We start from the raw sequence: 26,348 nt of genomic DNA on the forward strand, positions 1-26,348 counted from the left end.
GACTATGGCACGAAGGTTCCACCTCTTCCCATTCCGAACAGAGAAGTTAAGCTTCGTCACGCCGATGGTACTGCGTAAAAGTGGGAGAGTAGGTAGTCGCCGTCTTATCAAGGCCCCGAGGTCAGTCCGACTTCGGGGCTTTTTTTGTGCATGTTACTCTGATATTTGTTTATTTTCCCGTTTTTTTATTTTCTATCGTTTTTAATTTGCACTTTCTTAATAAAAAGAATATCTTTAAATGTTTTTGTAATAGACAACTTCAAATAGTTATTGTTATCAATCTGAAACAATATAGATATTTTGCAGCATATTTAGGTTGGATTATTAAATATCGGATATTGTCCTGGTTATGAAAAAGTGTATATTTGGAGAAAATTGTATATGTTATTTTTTAGTGAGAGTTTAAATTAATTTTATATTTTAAGATCATGGGAAACAATATTCAGAAGCTTACTGATAAAATCTATCGTGAGGGTGTTGAAAAAGGAAATGAAGAAGCTCAGCGATTGATAAATGAAGCTCAACAAAAGGCTCAGAAATTGATTGCCGATGCACAAAAGGAGGCTGAGTCTATTATTGCCGATGCTCATAAATCGGCTGATGAGTTGGCCGAGAATACAAAATCGGAGCTTAAATTGTTTGCTAGACAGGCTGTCAATGCATTGAAGACTGAGGTGACTGATCTGTTGACGAATCAGACTGTAACCGATGCAGTGAAGGGGGTTACGGCCGATAAGGATTTTCTGAACAAGTTTATTCTGTCATTGGCTGTCCAATGGGCCGAGAAAGAGGAAATTGTGATATCTGTCAATGATGCGGAAGCCTTGAAAAAGTATTTTGCTTCTAAAGCTAAGGCGCTGCTTGACAAAGGAGTCAGGATAGAGGAAGTGAACGGTATGAAGTCCTTATTCTCAATTACACCTGCTGACGGTTCATATAAGGTGACATTCGGAGAAGAAGAATTTGAAAACTTTTTCAAGGATTTCCTTCGTCCGCAATTAGTTGAAATGTTGTTTTAACCTTAAATTATGAGTACGTATTATTGTCTGGTGGCTGGCTTGCCCGATATTTCATTGGAAGACGGGAAGCTCAGTTATTCAGTAGCTGATTTTAGGATGGATCTGTATCCGGAGCTGTCGGGCAAAGATCGGAGGTTGGTAGATCTTTTTTATCTGCAGTATGACAATGCCGATTTATTGAAGCTTTTGAAGAGCAAGGATGCTGAGACTGGTGGAAAAGGAAACTTTTCTGCGGAGGATCTGGTGTCTTTGATTGATGTGGTGCGTGACGGAGATGTTCCGGATAAGAAATATCCTTCTTACATGGCTGACTTTATCACTCGGTACATACAGCTTCCTGCAGAAGAAATATATAGGGCAGAGGATATGCTTTCTTCCTTATATTACGCTTATGCGATGGCATGTAGCAATCCGTTCATTTCTTCCTGGTTCGAATTTAATCTGAATGTCAATAATATTCTGGCAGCTTTGGTTGCACGTAAGTATAAGATGGATGTGGTGGAATGCATTGTTGGAAATACAACGGTATGTGACCAGCTACGTTCTTCGAATGCCCGTGATTTCGGATTGACGGAAATGGTCGGTTATTTTGAACCGGTGCAACGTATTGCAGAAATTGAAGATCTGGTGGAACGTGAAAAGAAGATTGACCAGCTGAAATGGAAATGGCTGGAGGATGAGTCTTTTTTCCACTATTTCACTATTGAACGTTTGTTCGTTTTCCTGCTGGAGCTAGAGATGATTGGACGTTGGGTATCGTTGGATAAGGAAAAGGGAAATGAATTGTTCCGTCGGATGATTCAGAATCTGAAGAATGAGGTTCAGATTCCCGAAGAGTTTAGAAAATAGTAAAATTAAATAAAATGGCAACAAAAGGAACTGTTTTAGGTGTTATTGCTAATATGGTAACACTGACTGTCGACGGTCCGGTATCCCAGAATGAAATCTGTTATATCCATACCGGAGGTGACCGTTTGATGGCGGAAGTTATCAAGGTGGTAGGCAAGAACGTATATGTCCAGGTGTTTGAAAGTACCCGTGGACTTAAAGTGGGAGCTGAAGCCGAATTTACCGGTCACATGTTGGAAGTGACATTGGGACCAGGCATGCTGTCGAAAAATTACGATGGCTTGCAGAATGACCTCGACAAGATGGAAGGCGTTTTCTTGAAGAGAGGACAGTATACTTATCCGTTGGATAAGGAAAAGAAGTGGCTGTTCAAGCCTATAGTGAAAGAAGGAGATGAAGTGGGTCCTTCAGCTTGGTTGGGCGAAGTGGAAGAGAATCATCAGCCATTGAAAATTATGGTACCGTTCCAGTTGACAGGAAAATATAAAGTAAAATCAATAGTACCGGAGGGTGAATATACGATTGAAGATACTGTTGTAGTCCTGACAGATAAGAATGGTAAAGAAATTCCTGTGAATATGATCCAGAAGTGGCCGGTCAAGAAGGCTATGACCAATTATCTGGAAAAACCGCGTCCCTATAAATTGCTTGAAACCGGTGTGCGTGTCCTTGATACGTTGAATCCGATTGTTGAAGGGGGAACAGGGTTTATTCCCGGTCCGTTCGGAACAGGAAAGACCGTTTTGCAGCATGCTATATCCAAACAGGCTGAAGCCGATATCGTTATTATCGCTGCCTGTGGTGAACGTGCGAATGAAGTCGTTGAAATCTTTACGGAGTTTCCGGAACTGGTCGACCCTCATACAGGGCGTAAGCTGATGGAACGTACTATTATCGTTGCGAATACGTCAAATATGCCGGTTGCTGCCCGTGAAGCTTCTGTCTATACGGCAATGACGATGGCCGAATTCTATCGGGCTATGGGATTGAAGGTCTTGCTGATGGCCGATTCTACTTCACGTTGGGCACAGGCGTTGCGTGAGATGTCTAACCGTATGGAAGAGTTGCCTGGACCGGATGCGTTCCCGATGGACCTGTCGGCTATCATTTCCAATTTCTATGGACGTGCCGGTTATGTGCATCTGTATAACGGGCAGACTGGTTCCATTACCTTTATCGGTACGGTATCACCGGCCGGAGGTAATCTGAAGGAGCCTGTGACCGAAAATACCAAGAAGGTTGCGCGTTGTTTCTATGCTTTGGAACAGGAACGTGCCGACCGCAAACGTTATCCGGCTGTCAACCCTATTGATTCTTATTCTAAATACCTCGAATATCCGGAATTTGAAGATTATATAACCAAACGTATCAATGACCAGTGGATCGGGAAGGTAAATGAATTGAAGACACGTTTGCTTCGTGGTAAGGAAATTGCCGAACAGATCAATATCTTGGGTGATGACGGAGTTCCTGTAGAATACCATGAAACATTCTGGAAATCGGAACTGATAGACTTTGTGATTTTGCAGCAGGATGCGTTTGATGAGGTCGATTCGGTTACTCCGATGGAACGTCAGGAGGAGATTGTAGATATGGTTATCGATATTTGCCGTGCTGATTTCAAGTTTGATAACTTCATAGAGGTTATGAACTATTTCAAGAAGATGATCAATATCTGTAAGCAGATGAACTACTCCAAATATAAGTCTGAACAATATGAGGAGTTCCGTAAACAGTTGGATGAACTGGTTGCCGAGAGGCGTGTGAAATAATAGGGCAAATCATTAATTATCAGAAAGAAAATGGCAACAAAAGCTTTTCAAAAAATATATACTCAAATTAGCCAGATAACAAAAGCTACCTGTTCCCTGAAGGCTACAGGAGTAGGATATGATGAGCTGGCTATGGTAAACGGCAAACTGGCCCAGGTGGTGAAGATTGCCGGTGATGATGTAACGCTTCAGGTTTTTGAAGGTACGGAAGGTATTCCGACCAATTCTGAAGTGGTATTCTTGGGAAAGGCACCTACGTTGAAAGTCAGTGAGCAGTTGGCCGGACGTTTCTTCAATGCTTTCGGAGAGCCGATTGATGGAGGTCCGGAAATTGAAGGAACGGAGGTGGAAATCGGTGGCCCTTCGGTCAATCCGGTCCGTCGTAAACAGCCTTCCGAACTGATCGCAACCGGTATTGCCGGTATTGACTTGAACAATACACTGGTTTCAGGACAGAAAATCCCGTTCTTTGCCGATCCGGACCAGCCTTTTAACCAGGTTATGGCAATGGTGGCTTTACGTGCGCAGACCGACAAGATTATTTTGGGTGGTATGGGTATGACAAACGATGACTATCTGTATTTTAAGAATGTATTTTCTAATGCCGGTGCACTGGACCGTATCATCAGTTTTATGAATACTACCGAGGATCCTCCGGTAGAACGTCTGTTGATTCCAGATATGGCTTTGACTGCAGCTGAATATTTTGCTGTAGAGCATAATGAGAAGGTTCTGGTTCTATTGACCGATATGACATCGTATGCCGATGCGTTGGCTATTGTATCAAACCGTATGGATCAGATTCCGTCGAAAGATTCCATGCCGGGCTCTTTGTATTCCGATTTGGCTAAGATTTATGAAAAGGCTGTACAGTTTCCAAGTGGAGGTTCCATTACCATCATAGCTGTAACTACATTGTCGGGAGGTGATATTACTCACGCTGTACCGGATAATACCGGTTATATTACTGAGGGACAGCTTTTCTTGCGTCGTGACAGTGATATCGGTAAGGTAATTGTAGACCCATTCCGTTCATTGTCACGTTTGAAGCAGTTGGTAAGCGGTAAGAAGACGCGTAAGGATCATCCGCAAGTGATGAATGCGGCCGTTCGTCTGTATGCCGATGCCGCCAATGCGAAGACTAAGATGGAAAATGGTTTCGATCTGACGAATTATGATGAGCGTGCTTTGGCTTTTGCTAAGGATTATGCAAACCAGTTGCTGGCTATCGATGTCAATTTGGATACGACCGAGATGCTGGATGTAACTTGGGGGTTGTTCAGCAAATATTTCAAACCGGAAGAAGTGAATATCAAGAAGGAGTTTGTTGACCAGTATTGGAAGAAGTGATTCATAAACAGACAGAAATATGGCTATAAAGTTTCAATATAACAAGACTTCGTTGCAACAGCTTGAGAAACAGCTCAAGATCCGTGTGCGTACGCTGCCTATTATCAAGAATAAGGAGAGTGCGTTGCGGCTGGAGGTAAAGCGTTGTAAGACTGAGGCAACGGAGTTGGAAGAAAGTCTGGAAGAACAAATCCAGATGTACGAAGCCATGTTCGCCCTTTGGAATGAATTCGATACTTCATTGATAAAAGTGAAGGATGTTCATCTGGGAGTTCGCAAGATTGCCGGAGTACGTGTACCGTTACTCGAAGATGTAGATTTTGAAATATCTCCTTTTAGTTTGTTCAGTAGTCCGAAATGGTATGCCGATGGTATCCATATCTTGAAAGGATTGGCGAGAACGGCTATTGAACGGGAATTTACGCTGGCAAAATTAGGCTTGCTGGAACATGCGCGTAAGAAGACGACGCAGAAAGTGAATCTGTTCGAAAAAGTACAGATTCCGGGATATCAGGATGCTTTGAGAAAAATCAAACGTTTCATGGAAGATGAAGAGAATCTGTCGAAATCGTCTCAAAAGATTCTGAAATCGCTACAGGAAAAAAGAAAGGAGGCTGAAGTATGATTGCTAAAATGAAAAAGCTGACGTTCCTTGTCTTTTATAAGGAATATGAAGATTTCCTGAAAGGTATCCGTGATTTGGGGGTGGTACATGTCGTTACCAAGTCTCAGGGATCTGCTGAAAATGTCGAATTGCAGGATACTTTGAAACTGTCGGCCCGGTATGCATCTGCCATAAAGATGTTGCAGGGGTTGAATGTGGAAAAGGATGGTTTGCATTCTGATGATTCCCGGAAGGGGGAAGATATTCTGGCAGAGATAGAAAGCCTGCAGCAGAAAATGCAGCAGCTGATGTATCAGAAGCAGTTGCTGGATAAGGAAATCGCGACCCTTGATCCTTGGGGAAATTTTGATCCGCAAAATATAACGCGTTTACATGATGCAGGTTATAATATCAGTTTCTTTGTCTGTTCTGAGAAGCAGTTTAAGGAGGAGTGGACAGAGATGTACCATGCAACAGTAATTAATACAGTCGGGTCTAAGCTCTATTTTATAACGGTGACACCTGTAGGTGAAGTCGTGGACCTTGATGTGGAAGCTGTTCGTCTGCCTGAAGTTTCTTTGGATACCTTGCAGCATAAGGTTGAAGATCTGACGGCTATGGAAACAGAAATCAACGGAAGACTAAAAAATATTGCAGCATCTTCAATACCTGGCTTGCAGAAAGCTCAGGCTGAAGTTTGTTCCCGCATTGAGTTTTCTAAAGTCGTATTGAATACCGATTCTTTGGCAGACAATAAGCTGATGCTGTTGGAAGGGTGGATTCCGGTCAAACAGCTGGAAGAAGTGAAAAGGTTCCTGGATACACAGGAAGTATATTATGAAGTTTCCGATCCGACACCGGATGATGATGTCCCGATTTTATTGGACAATAAAGGATTTTTCCGACTGTTCGAACCGATTATGCGTTTGTATATGCTTCCGAAGTATAACGAACTGGATCTTACTCCATTTTTTGCTCCGTTCTTCATGTTGTTCTTCGGCTTGTGTCTGGGAGATTCGGGGTATGGGGCCTTTATTTTGTTGGCAGTGACTTTATACCGTCTGTTTGCCAAAAAGATCAGTCAGTCTATGAAACCAATATTGACGTTGGTGCAACTGTTGGGTGCCGCGACAATGGTATGTGGTTTGTTGACTGGAACCTGTTTCGGCTTCAGTCTTTATGATATCCATATACCGTTCTTCCAGCATATGAAGGATACTGTGTTCCTGGACAACCAGCAGATGTTTAATCTTTCGTTGATTTTAGGAGCTGTACAGATTATTTTTGGTATGATTCTGAAAGCAGTGAACCAGACCATCCAGTTAGGGTTCAAGTATGCTGTAGGTACCATCGGATGGTTATTTATCCTGGTAAGTTCGGCAGTTGCATTTGCCGCTCCGGGACTTATGCCGATGGGAGGTACGGTGCATTTGGGCATTCTGGCTATCGGTGCATTGATGGTATATCTCTATAATAGTCCTGATAAGAATGTATTCGTCAATATCGGACTTGGCTTATGGGACAGTTATAACATGGCAACCGGTCTGCTGGGTGATATCCTTTCGTATGTGCGTCTGTTTGCTTTGGGATTATCAGGTGGCATCCTGGCAAGCGTATTCAACAGTCTGGCTGAGGGAATGAGTCCGGACAATATTATTGCCGGTCCGATTGTGATGGTCTTGATATTTGTAATCGGCCATTCAATCAATATGTTTATGAATGTTTTGGGTGCGATGGTTCATCCGATGCGTCTGACTTTCGTCGAGTTCTTCAAGAATTCGGGATATGAAGGTGGAGGTAAAGAATATAAGCCATTTAAAAAATAACAGAGTATAAAACTAATAAAATCGAATAAAATTATGGAAATGAATCTTTTGATTGCCTACATCGGCATTGCAATTATGGTAGGTTTGTCGGGTATCGGTAGTGCTTATGGTGTAACTATCGCAGGTAATGCTTCTATCGGCGCTTTGAAGAAGAACGACAGTGCATTTGGTAACTTCTTGGTGCTTACAGCTTTGCCAGGTACACAAGGTCTGTATGGATTTGCCGGTTACTTTATGTTCCAAAGTATCTTTAATGTGTTGACTCCGGAAATTTCGGCTATTCAGGCATGTGCTGTGTTAGGTTCCGGTATCGGTTTGGGACTTGTCGCTTTGTTTTCTGCCATCCGTCAGGGACAGGTATGTGCAAATGGTATAGCAGCTATCGGTCAGGGACATAATGTTTTCGGTAATACTTTGATTCTGGCAGTATTCCCTGAATTGTATGCAATTGTTGCTTTGGCAGCTACATTCTTGATGGGTTCAGCATTGGCTTGATAGTCTTTTGTAGGTCTTATAATTGAGGGCATCTTGTGGTCTTGTGGGTCGCAAGATGCCTTTTTTTGTAATTATTTGTAAAAAAGTGATACAATATGTGCATAAAAAAACATTTCGTTTTTCCCGTAATACAATATTTTTTTCCTAACTTTGGCGCTGATTAGAAATAATATAGACAAAAATGAAGGAGCTATTGAAACCTGATTACATTTTCGAATCTAGTTGGGAAGTGTGCAATAAGGTTGGCGGCATTTATACAGTCTTATCTACAAGGGCAAAAACCTTGCAGGACGCATTTCCTGACAGGATTTTCTTTATCGGGCCTGATTTTTGGCTGGAAAAGGAGAACCCATTGTTTTCCGAAGATGAAAAATTATTGGAAGCATGGCGTAGGCATGCTATAGAGCGGGATGGGTTAAAAATAAGGATTGGCAGATGGAATATACCTGGGAATCCTATCACTATATTGGTAGACTTTACTCCATTTTATGCTCAGAAAAACGACATTTATACCAAAGCGTGGGAAGATTTTAAAGTAGATTCACTTCATGCATATGGCGATTATGATGAAGCTTCAATGTTTTCATATGCTGCAGGTAAGGTCGTTGAAAGTTTTTATCGGTATAATTTGAGTGTACAGGATAAAGTCATTTATCAGGCACATGAATGGATGACCGGTATGGGAGCTTTGTATCTGAAAAAACATGTTCCGGAAATAGCGACGATTTTTACAACACACGCAACTTCTATCGGACGTTCCATAGCCGGGAACAATAAACCTCTGTATGATTATTTGTTTGCTTATAACGGTGACCAAATGGCACGTGAGCTTAATATGGAATCCAAACATTCTATAGAAAAGCAGACTGCTCATAATGTGGATTGTTTCACTACCGTAAGTGAAATTACCAATAATGAATGCAAAGAATTGTTGGATAAGCCGGCTGACGTTATTCTGATGAACGGTTTTGAAGATGATTTTGTCCCGAAAGCAAATGTCTTTTCCAAAAAGCGTAAGCATGCTCGGGAGATGTTCCTGAATCTGGCAAATAAACTGTTGGGAACGAGATTAAGCGATGATACATTAATTATCGGAACGAGCGGACGTTATGAGTTCAAGAATAAAGGTATCAATGTGTATCTGGAATCGTTGAACCGCTTGACGCGCGACAAAAATCTCAAGAAGGATGTTCTTGCATTCATATATGTTCCCAGTTGGGTCGGCGATGTCCGTGAAGACCTGCTTGAACGGTTGAAGAGCGATAAGGATTATGATACTCCTTTGGAATGTCCGTTCATTACCCATTGGCTGCATAATATGAGCCATGACCAGGTTCTGGATATGTTGAAGTATATGAATATGTCGAATGCGGCAGATTCAAAGGTGAAGGTGATTTTTGTGCCCTGCTATCTGGATGCCAGGGATGGTATTTTGAATGAAAGCTATTACGACTTGTTGATAGGACTTGACTTGAGTGTATATCCTTCCTATTATGAACCGTGGGGATATACTCCTTTGGAAAGTATTGCTTTCAAGGTTCCTACTATTACCACCGATCTTGCCGGATTTGGATTATGGGTGAATTCATTGAAGGGAGGAAAATATTCGGAACTGAAAGATGGTGTGAAAGTGATACACCGTACCGATTATAACTATTCTGAAGTAGCTGATGCTATCAGGGATACTATATCTGAATTCTCAAATCTCTCGAATGGGGAAATAAATAAAATCAGAAGGAATGCGGCTGCTATAGCTGAAAAGGCTTTGTGGAAACATTTTATCCAGTATTACTATGAAGCGTATGACGTTGCTTTGCGCAATAGGGATAAACGCTTGTCTGCTAATTAATAACGTTGAATCATTATTATACTAAATTAAAAGTGATATGAAAGTAAAAACTAATAATGCTAACGCTCCGGTTTGGAAAGAGATTACGGTCAAATCTCGTATCCCGGAATCATTAAAGATGCTGCAGATTATGGCCCGCAATCTCTGGTGGTCTTGGAATGATGAGGCAATTGAAATGTTTCGTGAATTGGATCCGGAGTTGTGGCAGGTCGTTGGACAGAATCCAGTAGCTTTGTTGGAAAGATTAAGCTATGAAAAGCTGGAGGCATTGTCGGAAGACAAAGGAGTTTTGGCTAAGATCAATAAAGTGTATGACAAGTTTGACGCATACATGAAAGAACCTGTGAACAAGAACCGTCCGTCTGTAGCCTATTTCTGTATGGAATATGGTTTGACCCATGTCTTGAAAATCTATTCAGGAGGTTTGGGTATTCTTGCCGGTGATTATTTGAAGGAGGCTTCAGACAGTAACGTTGATATGTGTGGTGTAGGTTTCTTGTATCGTTACGGATATTTCACCCAAAGTTTGTCCATGGACGGACAGCAGATTGCAAACTATGAACCTCAGACTTTCGGGAGCCTGCCGATTGAGCGTGTGACCAATCCGGATGGAAGTCAGATGGTTCTGGATGTTCCCTATCTGAATTACTATGTACATGCCTATGTATGGAGAGCAAATGTAGGACGGGTTCCATTGTATCTGTTGGATACTGATAACGAAATGAACAGTGAATATGACCGTCCTATCACTCATCAGCTTTATGGTGGCGATTGGGAAAACCGTTTGAAACAGGAAATCCTGTTGGGTATCGGTGGTGTATTGTTGCTGAAGAAATTGGGTATAAAGAAAGATATTTATCATTGCAATGAAGGACATGCCGCATTATGTAATGTCCAGCGTTTGTGTGATTATGTAGAAAGCGGAATGACATTCGATGAGGCATTGGAAGTGCTCCGCGCTTCTTCATTGTATACTGTACATACTCCGGTTCCTGCCGGTCATGACTATTTCGATGAAGGTCTGTTCGGCAAGTATATGGGTGGTTATCCTCAACGTATGGGTATTTCCTGGGATGACCTGATGGATCTGGGCCGTATAAATCCGGGTGACCATAATGAACGTTTCTGTATGTCTACCTTTGCATGTAATACTTGCCAGGAAGTCAATGGTGTAAGCTGGTTACATGGAAAAGTTTCCCAGCAGATGTTTTCCGGTATCTGGAAAGGTTATTTCCCGGAAGAGAATCATGTGGGATATGTTACAAACGGTGTACATTTCCCTACATGGTGTGCTTCTGAATGGAAAAAACTGTATAACAAGTATTTCGATAAGGACTTTATGAATGATGAGTCGAATCCGAAGATCTGGGAAGCTATTTACAATGTTCCTGATGAAGAGATCTGGAAGACTCGTCTGGCATTGAAGAACAAACTGATCAATTACATCCGTAATCAGTTCCGTGATACGTGGTTGAAGAACCAAGGCGATCCTTCACGTGTGGTTTCTTTGATGGATAAGATTAATCCTAATGCATTGCTTATCGGTTTTGCGCGTCGTTTTGCCACTTATAAGCGTGCCCATCTGCTGTTTACCGATTTGGACCGTTTGTCTAAGATAGTCAATAACCCTGATTATCCTGTCCAGTTCCTTTTTGCCGGTAAGGCTCATCCGCATGACGGTGCCGGTCAGGGACTGATCAAGAAGATTGTTGAAATTTCTAAGCGTCCTGAATTCTTGGGTAAGATTATTTTCCTGGAAAACTATGATATGAAGTTGGCACGTCGTCTAGTATCTGGAGTAGATATCTGGATGAATACACCGACACGTCCGTTGGAAGCATCTGGTACATCGGGTGAAAAGGCGTTGATGAACGGTGTAGTCAATTTCTCTGTACTTGACGGATGGTGGTTGGAAGGTTACCGTGAAGGTGCCGGATGGGCATTGACCGAAAAACGTACTTACCAGAACCAGGAACATCAGGATCAGCTGGATGCAGCTACCATCTATAGTATCCTTGAAACTGAGATCTTACCGTTGTATTATGCTCGTAACAAGAAGGGTTATTCTGAAGGATGGGTAAAGACAATCAAGAACTCCATAGCCCAGATTGCTCCTCATTATACAATGAAACGTCAGTTGGATGACTATTTCGACAAGTTCTACGGGCGTGAAGCCGAAAGATTCCATGCATTGGAAGCTAATAATTTTGCTAAGGCAAAAGAAATAGCCAAATGGAAAGAAGAAGTTGCTGCCAAGTGGGACTCAATCAAAGTCGTTTCTCTCGAGAAATGCGAGGAACTTCTGCAGGGTAACGTTGAGAGCGGTAAGGAATATACCATTACCTGTGTAGTGGACGAACAGGGATTGGATGATGTAATTGGCATTGAAATGGTTGTAACATACACCAATGAGGAAGGTAAGGAATATGTTTATTCTGTAACTCCGATGGAAGTGGTGAAACATGAAGGTAATCTGTATACATTCCAGATGACTCATAGCTTGTCGAATGCTGGAAGCTTCAAGGTTTCATACCGTATGTTCCCGAAAAACGCTGATTTTGCTCATCGTCAGGATTTCTGTTATGTACGTTGGTTCAATGAGGGTAAATTGAATTGATTTCATTTACAATCTTGATATATTAAAGCGAGGCGCAGTCTTCATGAAATCATGAAGGCTGCGTTTTTTCTTTGAAAAATTAAACTTTTCGAAAAGTTTTTTTGTTTATTCCATGCAGTCTTTGGTATATTAGCTCATTTTATAGATGAAACTTTAAATATAGAAAGGACAATATTATGGGAAAACTAAAAAGATATTGGATATTAACGTTTGTTTTTCTGACCGTTTTCCTGCAATCCTGTAGTGATGATGACGGTTATTCAATCGGGGATATCGGGATTGACTGGGTTACGGTCCATGTGGAAAGTGACGGTCTGTATACTTTTACAGGTGATACATGGGGAACTATGTTTCCGGCTGCCAATGCCATTTGGGGATATTATCCGGTAGAAGGTCAGCGTGCTTTGCTTTATTTCAATCCGCTTTATGACAATTACGGAGGTTATGATGTAGGTATCAAGCCTGAAATGATATATCCTATTCTGACAAAGTCTGTTGAGAGTCTGACTGCAGAGAATGATAAAGAATTGGGGGATGATCCTGCTTATATTACCGATTTATGGATTTCGGGCGGTTATATGAATCTGATGTTCAAGCAGAAGGCTCCGGAAAAGTTGAAGCATCTGGTCAGTCTGGTCAAAAGAGCATCGGAACCGGCCATTGCAGACGATGGATATATCCATCTCGAATATCGGTATAATACATATGGAGATACGTTGGACTATGTAGTGCCGGGAGTGGTTTCCTATAATTTGGACAGTTTGCCGTTAAATGAGGCAAAAGGTATCAAATTACGTGTCAACGATGCTATTTACGGTGAACGCTTCATAACCTTCACTCAGAAGGAAGAACCTCTTCCGGAATCGGCAAAACAGGTGATTGAATCGGATGTGATAAGGATCAAATAAGTTTTAAGTAAGATAGAATGAAAGGAAGTATCATTGTTCCTCTAGGGGAAGGTGATACTTTTTTCTTTATAGGCTTTGCCATGTATCTGATTTTTTTATTTTTGCAGATAAATTACATGGATTATGAAAATTCTGATTGTTGAAGATGATAAGGATTTGAGGGAAATCACTACTACTTCCCTGGAAAAGGAACGTTATGTGGTTTCTCAGGCTCCCGATTACCGGACTGCCTTGCAGAAGATTGAAGATTATGATTATGACTGTATTTTGCTTGATATCATGTTACCGGATGGAAACGGGCTGGATCTGTTGCAAGAGCTGCATGATTTAGGCAAAAAGACGAGTGTCATTATTCTTTCCGCACGTGATTCATTGGAGGATAAGGTTCAGGGGCTGGATTTGGGAGCCGACGATTATCTGCCTAAGCCCTTTCATTTGGCTGAGCTTCATGCCCGTATAAAAAGCCTGCTCCGTCGTAACCAGCGGGAAGGCGACCGGAAGGTTCAGTTCGGCAATATTGAACTTTTTCCGGATTCATTTAAGGTACAGGTGGGTGGAAAGGATGTAGAATTGAACAGGAAAGAATACGATATCTTATATTATTTCATGTCCCGTCCGGGGAGGTTGGTCAATAAGAATATATTGGCTGAATCGGTTTGGGGAGATCATATAGATCAGGTCGATAACTTCGATTTTATCTATGCTCAGATAAAGAATTTGCGTAAGCGGTTGAAGGAGGCGGGTGCGACCCCCGAACTGAAGTCGGTTTATGGTTTCGGATATAAATTTGTGGTTGAATGAAACTTTTTCATCTTGTATTATGGCGTATGTCTCTTGCTCTTATGGTAATTCTTACCGTATGGGCGGGATTGTTCTATATGGCCGTAATGGAGGAGGTGAATGATGAGGTGGATGACTCACTTGAGGATTATGCCGAGGCTTTGATAATACGTTCTCTGTCGGGAGAAACATTACCTGCGTCTAGTAACGGTTCCAACAATCAGTATTATCTGTATGAAGTGAGTAAGGCTTATGCTGAGGCTTATCCACATATAACCTACAGGGATGAAGATGTCTATATCACGGAGAAAGGGGAGAAGGAACCGGCGCGTGTCTTGATGATCATTTTCCAGACAGATGACGGTTCCTACAGAGAACTGGTTGTATATACGCCTACGATAGAGAAGTTGGATTTGCAACGCGCTATTTTAGGATGGATCATTTTTCTATATGTATTTTTGCTGTTGGTTATTATAGTTATCAATGCATGGGTATATAAATGGAATATGCGTCCGCTATATGTTTTGCTTGAGTGGCTGGACAATTACAGGTTGGGGCATAAGAATGATCCTTTGGAGAATACTACAAAGATTACGGAGTTCAGCCGTTTGAATGAGGCGGCAATTGAAGCTGCACGCCGTAACGAGTATTTATATGAGCAGCAGAAAATATTCATAGGAAATGCGTCCCATGAAATGCAGACGCCATTGGCTATTTGCCGCAATCGTCTGGAGTTGCTGATGGAAGAGGAGAATCTGACGGAACATCAATTGGAAGAACTGATGAAGACACATCAGACACTGGAAAACTTGTCTCGGATGAACCGTTCTCTATTGCTGTTGTGTAAGATTGAGAACGGACAGTTTGCCAATGTTCACCGCATCGCATTGAATGATTTGCTCGAGCGGTATATTTCGGATTATAGGGAGGTATATGCATATCGGAATATTGGACTGGATATGGAGGTGAAGGGTGTCTTTTATGTGGACATGGATGATTCGCTGGCTTCTGTTCTGGTGACAAATCTGTTGAAAAATGCGTTTGTCCATAATATAGATAGTGGAAAAATTCTGATTACTGTTACAGCCGACAGCTTTTGTATATCTAATACCGGTGGACATGAACTGGACGGTCAACGTATTTTTGAGCGTTTCTATCAGTCCCATAAAAAGGAAGGTTCTACAGGATTGGGTCTGGCCTTGGTTGATACGATTTGTAAGTCCAACCGGTTACGTGTAGTCTATCGGTATTCCGATGGCATGCATCAGTTTGAGATTAATCATCAAAACGATTGATTTTTTTCTCTGTTTTCAAAATCTTTTCAGATTTGTCTCTCATATTTGCAATACAATAATAATTAATAGAGTATTAATCCTAAAAAATGATTGCGATATGAAAAAGCTGATTTTCTTGTTAGTATGTCTTTTTTCAATTCAGACAGTGGCTTTTGCCGATAGTGACAAACCTATCCAGATCGGTCAGTTGCCGACTAAAGCCCAGCAGTTTATAACTACTTATTTCAAGAGCCATAAGGTTGCACTTGCCAAAGTAGAATCGGGTGTGTTCAGCAAAAGCTATGATGTTATTTTTACCAATGGCGAGAAACTTGAATTTGACAAGTCGGGTGATTGGACAGAAGTAAGCTGTGAGAAGACAAAGGTTCCGGCTGCCGTCATTCCGTCGGCCATTGCTTCTTATGTGAAAAGTACTTATCCAGATGCTTTCATCACTAAAATTGAACGGAACTCTAAAGAATATGATGTTGAGTTGTCTAACCATCTGGAAATAACTTTCGATACACAGTTCCGTGTGATAGACATTGACGATTGATTTGCTTTCGGATATAATGAATGGATAAGAGTGGATGCTCCTGGGCCGGGTACAGGTCCAGGAGCGTTTTTTATTTGAAGTCGGCCGGATAGGCAAGCAACTGGTACATGATGGCTTTTGCCATTCTGTAATGTCCATTTACATTCGGATGTAAACGGTCGGTAGTTGCGTCATGAAAGTATTGTGCATGCTCATCAAACATCGGGTAGAGTCCGCAAATGCTGTTCAAGTCAATGACAGGGACAGCCCATACATTGGCTGCTTCTTTAATGACATTTACATATTCGTCGACATACAGTCCTAGTTTATTAGGAAAAGCCTCTTCAGGCTGGATATTTTCATTGCTGAACCGGGCCTGTGCGCGGTGGATAGGTGTCATCAGGATTATCTGTTTTTCAGGGAAGTTGTGTTTCAGGTAACTCATCGCTTCGTTGATACGCCCGCGGAAAGTATTCTGGTTCATGTCGGCAATCCGTTTTCTGCGTATTTCCTTTCCTCCTCCTTTTACTGTTGTTTCTTCATAACTGTAGGTATACCATTCACCCAAAGGAATACCGGCATTATAGTCGTTTGTGCCGGCAAAGATAATGATTGCGTCAGGGTCGGTACCGGTTTCACTGTGGAGTGTCTGGGCCTGCTTCAGGATTCCGTTCCATTGATTGCCGTTGATCCCGTAGACCAAAGGTGTGATACCGAGCATTTCGGCCAGGTATTGCCAGTAGTTTTTGGTTGTTCCTACGTGTTTCTTATCGGTAATGGAATCTCCTAGAAAGGCTACTTTTTTCCCTTTCCATTGGTTGCCAATAACAGCAGTAGTATCCGGTTCAGAAGGTTGGGATGATGCGGATACCGGAAAAACCGGTGTCATGGCAAATAATCCGGAAAGTAAGTAAGTTACGCATTTCATGTACATGTTCTTGAATGGTTTAGGGTTAGAAATATAAGTATGAATAAAGCGAAGTTCCTCTGTTACGAGGCGCTTCGCTTTATAGTTATGAAAAAAGTCCGTAATCTATTATAGCAGGAGTTCTTTATTCCCACTCGATTGTGGCAGGTGGTTTTGAAGATATATCATAACATACGCGGTTTACACCTTTAACCTTGTTTATGATATCGTTTGAAACCTTTGCCATGAATTCATATGGCAGATGAGCCCAGTCGGCTGTCATGGCGTCGGTACTTGTTACGGCACGTAAGGCAACGGCACGTTCATAAGTGCGTTCGTCCCCCATCACTCCTACACTCTGTACAGGCAGCAAGATGACTCCGGCTTGCCATACCTGATCATATAGCGCTGTTTCTTTTCCGGTGCTGTCTGTTGTTTTCCAGTCACGCAGACCTTGGATGAAAATATCGTCCGCATCCTGCAGGATACGTACTTTTTCGCGCGTAATGTCACCGAGAATACGTACTGCAAGTCCTGGTCCCGGGAAGGGATGGCGGGTAATAAGATGTTCGGGCATGCCGAGCTCACGTCCTACACGCCGTACTTCATCCTTGAACAGAAGGCGGAGAGGTTCACAAAGTTTCAGGTCCATCTTTTCAGGAAGACCTCCTACATTATGATGGCTTTTTATTACAGTACCGGTAATTGATAATGATTCAATGCAGTCGGGATAGATTGTTCCTTGAGCCAGCCATTTGACATCCTTGATTTTGTGGGCTTCTTCATCGAATACATCGATGAATCCTTTACCGATAATCTTACGTTTGCGTTCCGGTTCGGTTACACCGGCCAGTTCCGAGAAGAATTTTTCACTGGCATCAACGCCGATAACATTCAGTCCCAGGCATTCATAATCATGGAGGACATTCTTGAATTCATTTTTGCGGAGCATACCGTGGTCGACAAAGATACATGTCAGGTTCTTGCCGATAGCTTTATTGAGCAATACGGCAGCTACGGATGAGTCTACGCCGCCGCTCAAGCCTAGCACAACTTTGTCATCGCCGAGCTGTTGTTTCAACTGTGCTACTGTTGTCTCGATGAATGAAGCTGCACTCCAGTCCTGTTTCCCTCCACAGATTCCAACAACGAAGTTTTTCAGCAGTTGGGTACCGTCTTCGGTATGGAAGACTTCCGGATGGAATTGTACACCCCATAATTTTTCTCCTTTGGCCTGATAGGCTGCAACGGCAACTTTATCCGTTGAGGCGATGATTTCGAAATTCTCAGGGATGGTAGTGATGGTATCTCCATGGCTCATCCACACTTGGGAATTGTCGCGTATATCCTTGAGCAGAGGATTGTTATGATCGAATTTGGTCAAGTGCGCGCGTCCATATTCACGGGTATTGGCCGGTTCCACTTTTCCTCCGTTGACGTATGCCATGAACTGTGCACCGTAACAGATACCTAAGATAGGATATTTGCCGCGGATATCACTTAAGTCAACCTTGAAAGCTTTTTCGTCATAAACTGAAAAAGGACTACCTGAAAGTATGACACCGATAACAGACGGATCATTGTGTGGAAACTTGTTGTAGGGGACAATCTCGCAATACATGTTCAGTTCACGGATACGGCGGCCGATAAGCTGGGTAGTTTGTGAACCGAAATCAAGAATAATAATCTTTTCCTGCATATTGTGTTCTGTAAATGATATGTTCAATACTGCAAAGGTACTGATTATTTTTTATATATGCTAGAAGTGGAAGTAAAAACATGACACGCCTTATGTCTTGCCGGAGGATGCCTAAGGAGCATATGCCACACCTATTTTATTATTAAAGGAAGAAGGGGAGAAGACGTTCAAGAATCAGCTTGAAATCCTGGAGAGCATGATAAACGCCTCGATGTAATGTATAGATAGCAAAAAGGTAGGGTGTTCTTTTGATAAATTGTTTTTATTGGAAAAATAAGTGAAAAACGGGGCTTTTTTTACTTAAATTTAATGCTTGACGTGTTTTTTCTTTAGAAAGAAATAGTTATTTTTGCATCGCAATTGAGAGAGGAAGGAAAGCAAAAGACCTCTTTCGGTGCAGCGTTTTTTAAACGAGTGTTTATAAATTTATTATAAAACCTTAAAAATTAAACAAAATGATTAAAGTAGGTATTAACGGTTTCGGTCGTATTGGCCGTTTTGTATTCCGTGCTGCTCAGAGCAGAAACGATATCCAGATCGTAGGTATTAACGACTTGTGCCCAGTAGATTACTTGGCTTACATGTTGAAATATGATACTATGCACGGTAAATTTAATGGTACAATCGAAGCTGATGTTGAAAACAGCAAATTGATCGTTAATGGTAAAGAGATCCGTGTAACTGCTGAAAAGAATCCTGCTGACTTGAAATGGGATGCAGTTGGTGCTGAATATGTAGTTGAATCAACTGGTCTGTTCCTGACTAAAGAAAAAGCTCAGGCTCACATTCAGGCAGGTGCTAAATATGTTGTAATGTCTGCTCCTTCTAAGGATGACACTCCGATGTTTGTTTGCGGTGTTAACGAAAAGACATATGTTAAAGGTACTCAGTTCGTTTCTAACGCTTCTTGTACTACTAACTGCTTGGCTCCTATCGCTAAGGTTTTGAACGACAAATTCGGTATTGTAAACGGTTTGATGACTACAGTTCACTCAACTACTGCTACTCAGAAAACTGTTGATGGTCCTTCTATGAAAGACTGGAGAGGTGGTCGTGCTGCTTCTGGTAACATCATCCCGTCATCAACTGGTGCTGCTAAGGCTGTAGGTAAAGTTATTCCTGAACTGAACGGTAAGCTGACTGGTATCTCTATGCGTGTTCCGACTTTGGACGTTTCTGTTGTTGACTTGACAGTTAACTTGGCTAAACCGGCTACTAAAGAAGCTATCTGCGCTGCTATGAAGGAAGCTTCTGAAGGCGAATTGAAGGGTATCCTGGGTTACACTGAAGATGCAGTTGTTTCTTCTGACTTCTTGGGTAACACTCACACTTCTATCTTCGATGCTAATGCAGGTGTTTACTTGACTGATACTTTCGTTAAGGTTGTTTCTTGGTATGACAATGAAATCGGTTACTCTAACAAAGTATTGGATCTGATTGCTCACATGGCTTCTGTAAACTGCTAATCAGTAATAAACAGTTTAATATAAGGGGTGTACCGTTGGTGCACCCTTTTTTTATGTTATTTCCTCTTCTTTATCCGTAATTTCTACTTTGATATCTTTATCTCTTTGGATTGTGTGGTCTGTCTGTTGTGGGAAATCTGGTTTCTGTTCGTCTTTATTGCATTCCGTTTTGTATGATCTTTGTTCCCGATACTTACTTGTAATACATACTTGAATGCTTGGGTAGATTTATCTTACAAGTCTTTGAGGTCTCTGCATCGGTATATGTGATTTAAGAGTATGTAAGAGGTAAGGCTCTTATAGACCTCTTTCAAAGTTTAAAAGTTTCCATTAAAGTGTAGTATAAGAGAACATAGTGGATGTATTGAAGCGATTAAAGGGGCTTACGGTAATTATGCTATCCGACCAGTAGTGTTTGCCGGTCGGCTTTTCCTGGTACAAAAAAAGCCACTTCAATTTGAAATGGCTTTTTGATTTATAAAAATTCTAAGAAGGACTTCCGAATTTACAGCAGATCAGTTCAGGTTTGATGGATTGGTATAGATCACGTTCATTGTTACTCGGTTTTCCGGATTTGTTGAAGTTTCCGGATTTTCGCCTCTGATGAGGGTTGCCGAGTTTACGTTCAGGTTGTTTTCTATTCCAATAACGTTACCTTGTGAGTCTGTTTCTGTTGTTACCGGAACCAGTAGGACTTTGTTCCAGTTTTTATTGTTTTCTTTCCATGTACTCCAATACGGTTCTCCTTTTTCAATTTCCGGACGGATTTCACTGAATATCTTGCTGACCAGCCGGTTCAGCTGGGAAAATGAATAGGAATTGTTTGAACTATTGTATGATGAAAGGAATGATGTCTTGTTGTCATATGTTTCGTTATTCTCAAAAAATTTCTTCATCTGGTCCTTTCTGACCATCAGCAAGGTTGGGGGAGTTCCCATTAGATATGGGCTTGTACTTGCATCTCTCAACTTGGTGAAGGATACAGAAATGGAGTTCAAGGTATCTTTGCTGTGGGCCTTATACATTTCTTCGATGGGCAATGTAACTTCTGTACAGAGCCCGGCCGGAGTCTTCAGGTAGGTACATTCCTTGTTGTCCTTCAGTGATGCCAGATTTGAATTCTTGAAGCGGGTTGACATGAACACTTCCTTGGTTGTGGCCATCGGCACTATGGTATGTACAAGTGTATCTTTGGTGGTATTGGTACTTTCGTTGGTAATTGTAGTCCAATACTTCACTGTCAGTTGCAGGTATATGTCCGAAATGTACAGGATGGATCCTTCACCTGCTGTGGTGTGGACATAGAGTCCTTTCAATACATTGTTTATAAATGCTTCCGAATCCTTGAAATATGGATGGACTGTCTTTCCGTTCTGCTCTATGGTATAGTTATATTTGTCCAGCATGTATTGGCAGAAATCCTTGTTGAGGTTGACGCTCACATGTGGATAATAGTCGGATGTATTATGCAGTGAGTCACTTACGGTTAGGTCGTATGCCGTGTAATCCTTGATTGCCAATGGTGTAGCCTGGGGGTTGTAATATTTCGCCGGATCCAGATTGCTGTAGTATAGATTTTTGTCTTTTCCGTCATCGGCGATTGCAGTAGTCAGTGTATCTACCTGAAGGCGGAGAGTTGCCAATGAATCCCCGAAATAGCTGAGATAGTAGAAACTCAGGGTTGCGTTAGTGATGTCTACTATACGGTCGGGTAGGGTAAAGTCTTCCGGGCAGGAAATCTGTGTCAGGAAATCAGAACTGAAAGTCCCGTAATCTTTATCCGTGAATTTTCCCAGATAGGCCGTACTTGAACGGGAGAATACCGAATCAAGCAGATGTGTTTCTGTTATAACAGAATACGATGTCGCCTTAGCCGGAATATAGTCTTCATCTACAATAAACTGTCCGATGCCGACTGTTTCATCATCGCAACCGTAGAGTGCAGCAGCGGCTAGTGCTATCGCTGCCAAGAACTTGAATTTCATTTTCGTTAGTTTTGAATATTTAAGTTATTCAGCCTTTCCTTCACATACCTGGTCATACAAGGTCTTGCATGCGTCGGCATAGGAATCTTCGGGCTGAAAGTCAACTACCGGGATATTCAGACTACGCGCATAGTCCATGATAGCCGGATCTATATTTTCACTGTTTTGGATAACACCGTCAGAGTATGCTATGGCCAATTTGCACAGCTCGGTATAGTTTACCGGGTCTTTGGCGATTTGGGCATCTTCGGCGGTAACGTCTCTGAATTCCAACTGTTTTTTGAAATTGGATGCCAGATCGGATTTGAATCCGTCACCGTAAACAGAGAAGATGACCTTTGAGTCTCTGAACGAGGGTTCGTCGTTATAGGCTTTCTTGATGTACAAAGGTACCATTGCACTCATCCATCCGTGGCAGTGGATGACATCAGGACACCAACGGAGTTTTTTCACCGTTTCCAGAACGCCTCTCGCATAAAAAATAGCACGTTCGCCATTATCTTCATACTCTTTACCGTTTTCATCGGTTGTCATCAGGCGGTGCTGGAAATAATCGTCATTGTCGATAAAATAGACTTGACGGCGGGCAGCCTGGATAGAGGCAACCTTGATGATAAGGGGATGATCTGTGTCATCGATGATGATATTCATACCTGAAAGGCGGATTACTTCGTGAAGCTGGTTGCGGCGTTCGTTGACATTTCCCCATTTAGGCATGAATGTACGGATTTCCAGACCTTTGTCCTGGATTGCTTGTGGTAGATTTTGACCGATTAGGGATAATTCACTTTCGGGTACGTAAGGAGTAATTTCTTGTGTAATGAATAAAACTTTTTTCGCGCTCATGTTATTATTATTGCTCATAAAGATTTTGCAAAGATATAAAAAAAATAGAGGTTTTGGGCAAGTTGGCTTTGTGAATTATTCTTTATAGTATGTTAATGAACTTTAGATAACGGTCGAGGAAAGCGGTTCTGAGTTTTTTTTCTGCTATTTTTAAATACTTTTTGCCGGTATGTTGCGCTATCTCCGGAAATATGGTTAAATTTGTCCCCAATTTTTAGAATTTAAAAACCAACTGGAATGAAGTTAATTCAAACAATCAACGAGCTTCGTGCGGAACTGGACGTTCTACGGAACGCCGGTAAGACTATCGGGCTGGTTCCGACCATGGGAGCCTTGCATGCAGGGCACGCTTCATTGGTGAAACGCGCCGTTGCCGAGAATGATGTAGTAGTGGTGAGTGATTTCGTTAATCCTACTCAGTTCAACGACAAGAATGATTTATTGAAATATCCCCGGACATTGGATGCCGACTGTAAACTTCTGGAAGAATGTGGGGCTACATTTGTCTTTGCTCCTTCTGTTGAGGAAATCTATCCGGAGCCGGATACCCGTCAGTTCAGTTATGCTCCTTTGGATACTGTGATGGAAGGGAAGTACCGTCCGGGACATTTTAACGGGGTGTGCCAGATTGTAAGTAAGTTGTTTCTGATTGTGGAGCCTACACGTGCTTATTTCGGGGAAAAGGATTTCCAGCAACTGGCCATTATCCGTGAAATGGTGCGTAAATATCCTTTCAACCTGCAGATTGTGGGATGTCCGATAGTACGTGAGTCCGACGGATTGGCTTTAAGCAGCCGCAATGCACGTTTGTCGGCTGTACAGCGTATGCAGGCCTTGCAGATTTCGAAGACTTTGTTTGCCAGTGTCGAATATGGAAAGAACCATACGCTGGCCGAAACCAAGGCGTTTGTCGAGAAATGCATAGATGAGGCCGAAGGTTTGCGTCTGGAATATTTTGAGGTGGTCGACGGCAATACTCTGCAGACAGTATCTGCATGGGATGAAAGCAGCTATATTGTTGGTTGTATTACCGTTTTCTGCGGTGACGTAAGATTGATTGATAACATTAAATATAAGGAATAAGAGAAATGATGATAGAAGTCTTGAAGTCTAAGCTTCATTGTGTGACTGTAACGGAGGCTAATCTGAATTATATGGGTAGCATAACCATTGATGAGGATCTGATGGATGCAGCCAATATGATTGCCGGCGAAAAGGTATATATCGTGGATAACAACAATGGTGAACGCTTTGAAACCTATATAATCAAAGGCGAGCGCGGATCGGGATGTATCTGTCTGAACGGTGCTGCTGCCCGTAAGGTACAGGTAGGCGATATAGTTATCATTATGTCGTATGCTCTGATGGATTTTGAGGAGGCGAAATCGTTCAAGCCGACTGTCGTTTTCCCTGATACGGCTACCAACCGGCTGGTGTGAAATTCTTCAAGTTCTTTTAATGAAAACGTCTTGATGTTTTTCGGAGAAGTTCAAGTTCTTTCTGAAAAAACATCAAGACGTTTTTTGGTATTGTACCAGAACATGTGTTTACAATGATTTTTCCTTTATCAGGCCCATACGGTAAGCTACCAGCAGGTTCTTCAAATCTTCTATCTGAATCGAAAGTTCCTTCCCTTTATCGGTGTCTTTTACCATAACCCGTTTGCTGCTCAGTTCAACCACCTGGATGGTTGATTTGATGTCCAGGCCTTCTTCTATGGCCCGCTGGGTAGAAGTGAAGGGTTCATGCTGTACAAGCTGGAATCCTCTGGAGTGGTATACCAGGGTGTATCCGGCGATACCGGTTTCCGGTTGATATGCTTTTGAAAATCCCCCGTCTATAACCATCATCTTTCCGTTTGCTTTGATAGGCTGTTCACCTTTTACTGCCTTTACCGGTACATGTCCGTTGATGATGTGGCGGTGTTCTCCTTCCACGTCGAATTCGTCCAGAATCATGTCGCATATATCTTCCCGTTCACGCAAGGTATAGTAGGCTCCTTTCTGTTCCTTGTGGGTTTCCTTATCTTCAATAAAGTATCGTTCGAAAGTGGCCATCTTGCTCTTGTCGAATGCAGGAGAGTCTTTACCGCACCACAGGTACCAGAGATAATCCATGGCGAAGGCTTTCTCTTCATTGTCTTCTTCCGAAAAATAGGCTGTACGTATGAGTTGTCCTACCCGGTTAAGCAGACTGCGTCCTTTATATTTCTTTCCCAATATTTCAATCTCTTTCAGGGTGCCGTCTTCATTCAGTGGCATGGATGCGTGGTACAGCAGGTTAGAGTTACATACATTATACATACATCCGAAACGGAACAGGCATTTCATGTGCTTGGCCAGTTTTTCACTGCTGGTAAAGGAATTATGTAATTTTTCTACTATTTCGGCTTCTTCTTCTGTCAGCCTGTAGGGATCGGCCGGATCGATGGTAGGGAAGTAGCCGTCGCGTAAAGGATATTCCTTACCGTTAAGTGTAATGGTTTTCTTATCGTAGTTTATCTTGTCCAGCAACAGGCGGTCTTTCATTCCGAATTCCGGACGCCGGCGTATCGTTTCCGCTTCCAGTTTGAACTGGATGATGCATATGGCCTTGTGCATCTGTGCAATCAGGCGGATGGTCTTGTCGTTGAACGTGGTCGATTCCTTGTCAATCTTAGGGCTGAAATATACGCAAGGGTCATCGGCGTATGCTTCCATGGCAAAGGTTGCCAGAGGCAGCAGGTTGATTCCGTATCCGTCTTCCAAAGCCGACAGATTACCATAGCGCATGGACAGGCGCAGTACATTGGCTATGCTGCAGTCGTTTCCCGAGGCGGCTCCCATCCAGAGGATATCATGGTTTCCCCACTGGATATCGAAGTTGTGGTAGTTGCAGAGTGTGTCCATAATGATGTGCGGGCCCGGACCACGGTCGAATATGTCACCGAGTATGTGTAACGAGTCGATGGTGAGCCGTTGTATCAGATTACACATGGCGATGATGAAGTTGTCGGCACGATGGGTATCGATAATCGTACTGATGATGACGTTGATATATGCCTGTTTATTGGGGTCCATGCTGCTTTCATGCAGCAATTCCTGTATGATATAGGAGAACTCCTCAGGTAGCGCCTTACGTACTTTGGAGCGGGTATATTTGGATGATACGTTCTGGCAGACTTTGACGAGTTGGTTCAGCGTAATGACATACCAGTCGACAAGGTCGTTTTCCACTTCTTTTACCAGCCGGAGTTTCTGTTCCGGATAGTAGATGAGCGTACAGAGATCCTTCTTTTCTGTTTCACGCAGTGTATTGCCGAAAATCTCATTGACTTTACGTTTGATGGCTCCCGAAGCGTTCCGTAACACGTGGCTGAATGCTTCGTATTCTCCGTGCAGGTCGGCCAGGTAGTGTTCCGTTCCTTTCGGAAGATTCAGAATTGCTTCGAGGTTGATGATTTCTGTACTGGCGGCAGCAATAGTCGGAAATTTATGGGACAACAGTTCCAGGTATCTCATGTCTTTCTGGATTGCTTCCAGTGTGGCTTGCTGATTTTTCATTTTATGATAAGGTTATTGTTCTTTA

The 26,348-nt window shown here is 42.3% G+C and carries 21 protein-coding genes and 1 rRNA gene; 17 read left to right on the plus strand and 5 right to left on the minus strand.

Features of this window, described 5'->3' with window-relative positions:
* The 14 genes from rrf to BQ7489_RS14790 all read left to right on the plus strand — a co-directional run bounded on the left by rrf (nt 1) and on the right by BQ7489_RS14790 (nt 15,899).
* Nucleotides 1-105, plus strand: a 5S ribosomal RNA gene (rrf, locus tag BQ7489_RS14725).
* Between the two features lie 323 nt (nt 106-428).
* Nucleotides 429-1,019, plus strand: a complete 591-nt coding sequence (locus BQ7489_RS14730; protein ID WP_072531686.1) for a V-type ATP synthase subunit E family protein — start codon at nt 429-431, stop codon at nt 1,017-1,019.
* Nucleotides 1,020-1,028: 9 nt separating this feature from the next.
* Nucleotides 1,029-1,868: a DUF2764 domain-containing protein gene (locus BQ7489_RS14735; RefSeq protein ID WP_072531687.1), complete on the plus strand. Its 840-nt coding sequence runs from the start codon at nt 1,029-1,031 to the stop codon at nt 1,866-1,868.
* A gap of 14 nt (nt 1,869-1,882) precedes the next feature.
* Nucleotides 1,883-3,640, plus strand: coding sequence for a V-type ATP synthase subunit A (locus tag BQ7489_RS14740; protein WP_072531688.1), 1,758 nt, complete (start codon nt 1,883-1,885; stop codon nt 3,638-3,640).
* Nucleotides 3,641-3,670: 30 nt separating this feature from the next.
* Nucleotides 3,671-4,990: a V-type ATP synthase subunit B gene (locus tag BQ7489_RS14745; protein WP_072531689.1), complete on the plus strand. Its 1,320-nt coding sequence runs from the start codon at nt 3,671-3,673 to the stop codon at nt 4,988-4,990.
* A gap of 19 nt (nt 4,991-5,009) precedes the next feature.
* Nucleotides 5,010-5,615, plus strand: coding sequence for a V-type ATP synthase subunit D (locus BQ7489_RS14750; protein ID WP_072531690.1), 606 nt, complete (start codon nt 5,010-5,012; stop codon nt 5,613-5,615).
* On the plus strand, nt 5,612-7,420 hold the full coding sequence (locus BQ7489_RS14755; RefSeq protein WP_072531691.1) for a V-type ATP synthase subunit I: 1,809 nt from the start codon (nt 5,612-5,614) through the stop codon (nt 7,418-7,420). The genes BQ7489_RS14750 and BQ7489_RS14755 overlap by 4 nt, the downstream gene beginning before the upstream one ends.
* 33 nt (nt 7,421-7,453) lie before the next feature.
* Nucleotides 7,454-7,915 (plus strand): ATP synthase subunit C, encoded by a 462-nt coding sequence (locus BQ7489_RS14760; RefSeq protein ID WP_021971454.1) that lies wholly within the window; start codon nt 7,454-7,456, stop codon nt 7,913-7,915.
* Between the two features lie 181 nt (nt 7,916-8,096).
* The gene (locus tag BQ7489_RS14765) at nt 8,097-9,764 is read left to right on the plus strand and encodes a glycogen/starch synthase (RefSeq protein ID WP_072531692.1); all 1,668 of its coding nucleotides are present in this window, start codon (nt 8,097-8,099) and stop codon (nt 9,762-9,764) included.
* Nucleotides 9,765-9,801: 37 nt separating this feature from the next.
* The gene (gene glgP / locus BQ7489_RS14770; protein WP_072531693.1) at nt 9,802-12,381 is read left to right on the plus strand and encodes an alpha-glucan family phosphorylase; all 2,580 of its coding nucleotides are present in this window, start codon (nt 9,802-9,804) and stop codon (nt 12,379-12,381) included.
* A 176-nt stretch (nt 12,382-12,557) separates the two neighbouring features.
* The gene (locus BQ7489_RS14775) at nt 12,558-13,289 is read left to right on the plus strand and encodes a NigD1/NigD2 family lipoprotein (protein ID WP_072531694.1); all 732 of its coding nucleotides are present in this window, start codon (nt 12,558-12,560) and stop codon (nt 13,287-13,289) included.
* Between the two features lie 123 nt (nt 13,290-13,412).
* Nucleotides 13,413-14,090: a response regulator transcription factor gene (locus BQ7489_RS14780; protein WP_072531695.1), complete on the plus strand. Its 678-nt coding sequence runs from the start codon at nt 13,413-13,415 to the stop codon at nt 14,088-14,090.
* Entirely contained in the window at nt 14,087-15,364 is a 1,278-nt protein-coding gene (locus BQ7489_RS14785) for a sensor histidine kinase (RefSeq protein ID WP_072531696.1), read from the plus strand. Before BQ7489_RS14780 ends, BQ7489_RS14785 begins: the two co-directional genes overlap by 4 nt.
* Nucleotides 15,365-15,461: 97 nt before the next feature.
* A complete protein-coding gene (locus tag BQ7489_RS14790; protein WP_072531697.1) occupies nt 15,462-15,899 on the plus strand; it encodes a PepSY-like domain-containing protein in 438 nt (145 codons plus the stop codon).
* A 70-nt stretch (nt 15,900-15,969) separates the two neighbouring features.
* On the opposite strand, the gene BQ7489_RS14795 is transcribed toward BQ7489_RS14790, so the two are convergent.
* Both BQ7489_RS14795 and guaA read right to left on the minus strand, forming a co-directional pair.
* A complete protein-coding gene (locus BQ7489_RS14795) occupies nt 15,970-16,812 on the minus strand; it encodes an SGNH/GDSL hydrolase family protein (RefSeq protein WP_072531698.1) in 843 nt (280 codons plus the stop codon).
* A 118-nt stretch (nt 16,813-16,930) separates the two neighbouring features.
* Nucleotides 16,931-18,484, minus strand: a complete 1,554-nt coding sequence (gene guaA, locus BQ7489_RS14800) for a glutamine-hydrolyzing GMP synthase (protein ID WP_072532219.1) — start codon at nt 18,482-18,484, stop codon at nt 16,931-16,933.
* A gap of 455 nt (nt 18,485-18,939) precedes the next feature.
* Between guaA and gap the strand changes: the two genes are divergently transcribed.
* Complete coding sequence (gene gap, locus BQ7489_RS14805; protein WP_072531699.1) at nt 18,940-19,950, plus strand: type I glyceraldehyde-3-phosphate dehydrogenase; 1,011 nt, start codon at nt 18,940-18,942, stop codon at nt 19,948-19,950.
* Nucleotides 19,951-20,465: 515 nt separating this feature from the next.
* Here the strand turns inward: gap and BQ7489_RS14810 are convergent.
* Together BQ7489_RS14810 and BQ7489_RS14815 are read right to left on the minus strand one after the other, a co-directional pair.
* Nucleotides 20,466-21,935 (minus strand): DUF4270 domain-containing protein, encoded by a 1,470-nt coding sequence (locus BQ7489_RS14810; protein WP_072531700.1) that lies wholly within the window; start codon nt 21,933-21,935, stop codon nt 20,466-20,468.
* A 24-nt stretch (nt 21,936-21,959) separates the two neighbouring features.
* The gene (locus tag BQ7489_RS14815) at nt 21,960-22,781 is read right to left on the minus strand and encodes a glycogen/starch synthase (RefSeq protein WP_072532220.1); all 822 of its coding nucleotides are present in this window, start codon (nt 22,779-22,781) and stop codon (nt 21,960-21,962) included.
* A gap of 237 nt (nt 22,782-23,018) precedes the next feature.
* Between BQ7489_RS14815 and panC the strand changes: the two genes are divergently transcribed.
* Both panC and panD read left to right on the plus strand, forming a co-directional pair.
* Nucleotides 23,019-23,864 carry a pantoate--beta-alanine ligase gene (gene panC / locus BQ7489_RS14820; protein ID WP_072531701.1) on the plus strand — a complete coding sequence of 282 codons (846 nt, stop codon included), beginning with the start codon at nt 23,019-23,021 and terminating at the stop codon, nt 23,862-23,864.
* Nucleotides 23,865-23,869: 5 nt separating this feature from the next.
* Nucleotides 23,870-24,220: an aspartate 1-decarboxylase gene (gene panD, locus BQ7489_RS14825; protein WP_072531702.1), complete on the plus strand. Its 351-nt coding sequence runs from the start codon at nt 23,870-23,872 to the stop codon at nt 24,218-24,220.
* 108 nt (nt 24,221-24,328) lie between these two features.
* On the opposite strand, the gene BQ7489_RS14830 is transcribed toward panD, so the two are convergent.
* A complete protein-coding gene (locus tag BQ7489_RS14830; RefSeq protein WP_072531703.1) occupies nt 24,329-26,323 on the minus strand; it encodes a fructose-1,6-bisphosphatase in 1,995 nt (664 codons plus the stop codon).
* Between the last annotated feature and the right edge of the window lie 25 nt (nt 26,324-26,348).

The sequence above is a fragment of the Bacteroides ilei genome, from assembly GCF_900128495.1.
Taxonomy (GTDB): Bacteria; Bacteroidota; Bacteroidia; order Bacteroidales; family Bacteroidaceae; genus Phocaeicola; species Phocaeicola ilei.

What these genes read in the sequence shown, in the direction of transcription:
- BQ7489_RS14730 (WP_072531686.1), top strand. Translation starts at nt 429, where the DNA reads ATGGGAAACAATATTCAGAAGCTTACTGATAAAATCTATCGTGAGGGT.
- BQ7489_RS14735 (WP_072531687.1), top strand. Translation starts at nt 1,029, where the DNA reads ATGAGTACGTATTATTGTCTGGTGGCTGGCTTGCCCGATATTTCATTG.
- BQ7489_RS14740 (WP_072531688.1), top strand. Translation starts at nt 1,883, where the DNA reads ATGGCAACAAAAGGAACTGTTTTAGGTGTTATTGCTAATATGGTAACA.
- BQ7489_RS14745 (WP_072531689.1), top strand. Translation starts at nt 3,671, where the DNA reads ATGGCAACAAAAGCTTTTCAAAAAATATATACTCAAATTAGCCAGATA.
- BQ7489_RS14750 (WP_072531690.1), top strand. Translation starts at nt 5,010, where the DNA reads ATGGCTATAAAGTTTCAATATAACAAGACTTCGTTGCAACAGCTTGAG.
- BQ7489_RS14755 (WP_072531691.1), top strand. Translation starts at nt 5,612, where the DNA reads ATGATTGCTAAAATGAAAAAGCTGACGTTCCTTGTCTTTTATAAGGAA.
- BQ7489_RS14760 (WP_021971454.1), top strand. Translation starts at nt 7,454, where the DNA reads ATGGAAATGAATCTTTTGATTGCCTACATCGGCATTGCAATTATGGTA.
- BQ7489_RS14765 (WP_072531692.1), top strand. Translation starts at nt 8,097, where the DNA reads ATGAAGGAGCTATTGAAACCTGATTACATTTTCGAATCTAGTTGGGAA.
- glgP (WP_072531693.1), top strand. Translation starts at nt 9,802, where the DNA reads ATGAAAGTAAAAACTAATAATGCTAACGCTCCGGTTTGGAAAGAGATT.
- BQ7489_RS14775 (WP_072531694.1), top strand. Translation starts at nt 12,558, where the DNA reads ATGGGAAAACTAAAAAGATATTGGATATTAACGTTTGTTTTTCTGACC.
- BQ7489_RS14780 (WP_072531695.1), top strand. Translation starts at nt 13,413, where the DNA reads ATGAAAATTCTGATTGTTGAAGATGATAAGGATTTGAGGGAAATCACT.
- BQ7489_RS14785 (WP_072531696.1), top strand. Translation starts at nt 14,087, where the DNA reads ATGAAACTTTTTCATCTTGTATTATGGCGTATGTCTCTTGCTCTTATG.
- BQ7489_RS14790 (WP_072531697.1), top strand. Translation starts at nt 15,462, where the DNA reads ATGAAAAAGCTGATTTTCTTGTTAGTATGTCTTTTTTCAATTCAGACA.
- BQ7489_RS14795 (WP_072531698.1), bottom strand. Translation starts at nt 16,812, where the DNA reads ATGTACATGAAATGCGTAACTTACTTACTTTCCGGATTATTTGCCATG.
- guaA (WP_072532219.1), bottom strand. Translation starts at nt 18,484, where the DNA reads ATGCAGGAAAAGATTATTATTCTTGATTTCGGTTCACAAACTACCCAG.
- gap (WP_072531699.1), top strand. Translation starts at nt 18,940, where the DNA reads ATGATTAAAGTAGGTATTAACGGTTTCGGTCGTATTGGCCGTTTTGTA.
- BQ7489_RS14810 (WP_072531700.1), bottom strand. Translation starts at nt 21,935, where the DNA reads ATGAAATTCAAGTTCTTGGCAGCGATAGCACTAGCCGCTGCTGCACTC.
- BQ7489_RS14815 (WP_072532220.1), bottom strand. Translation starts at nt 22,781, where the DNA reads ATGAGCGCGAAAAAAGTTTTATTCATTACACAAGAAATTACTCCTTAC.
- panC (WP_072531701.1), top strand. Translation starts at nt 23,019, where the DNA reads ATGAAGTTAATTCAAACAATCAACGAGCTTCGTGCGGAACTGGACGTT.
- panD (WP_072531702.1), top strand. Translation starts at nt 23,870, where the DNA reads ATGATGATAGAAGTCTTGAAGTCTAAGCTTCATTGTGTGACTGTAACG.
- BQ7489_RS14830 (WP_072531703.1), bottom strand. Translation starts at nt 26,323, where the DNA reads ATGAAAAATCAGCAAGCCACACTGGAAGCAATCCAGAAAGACATGAGA.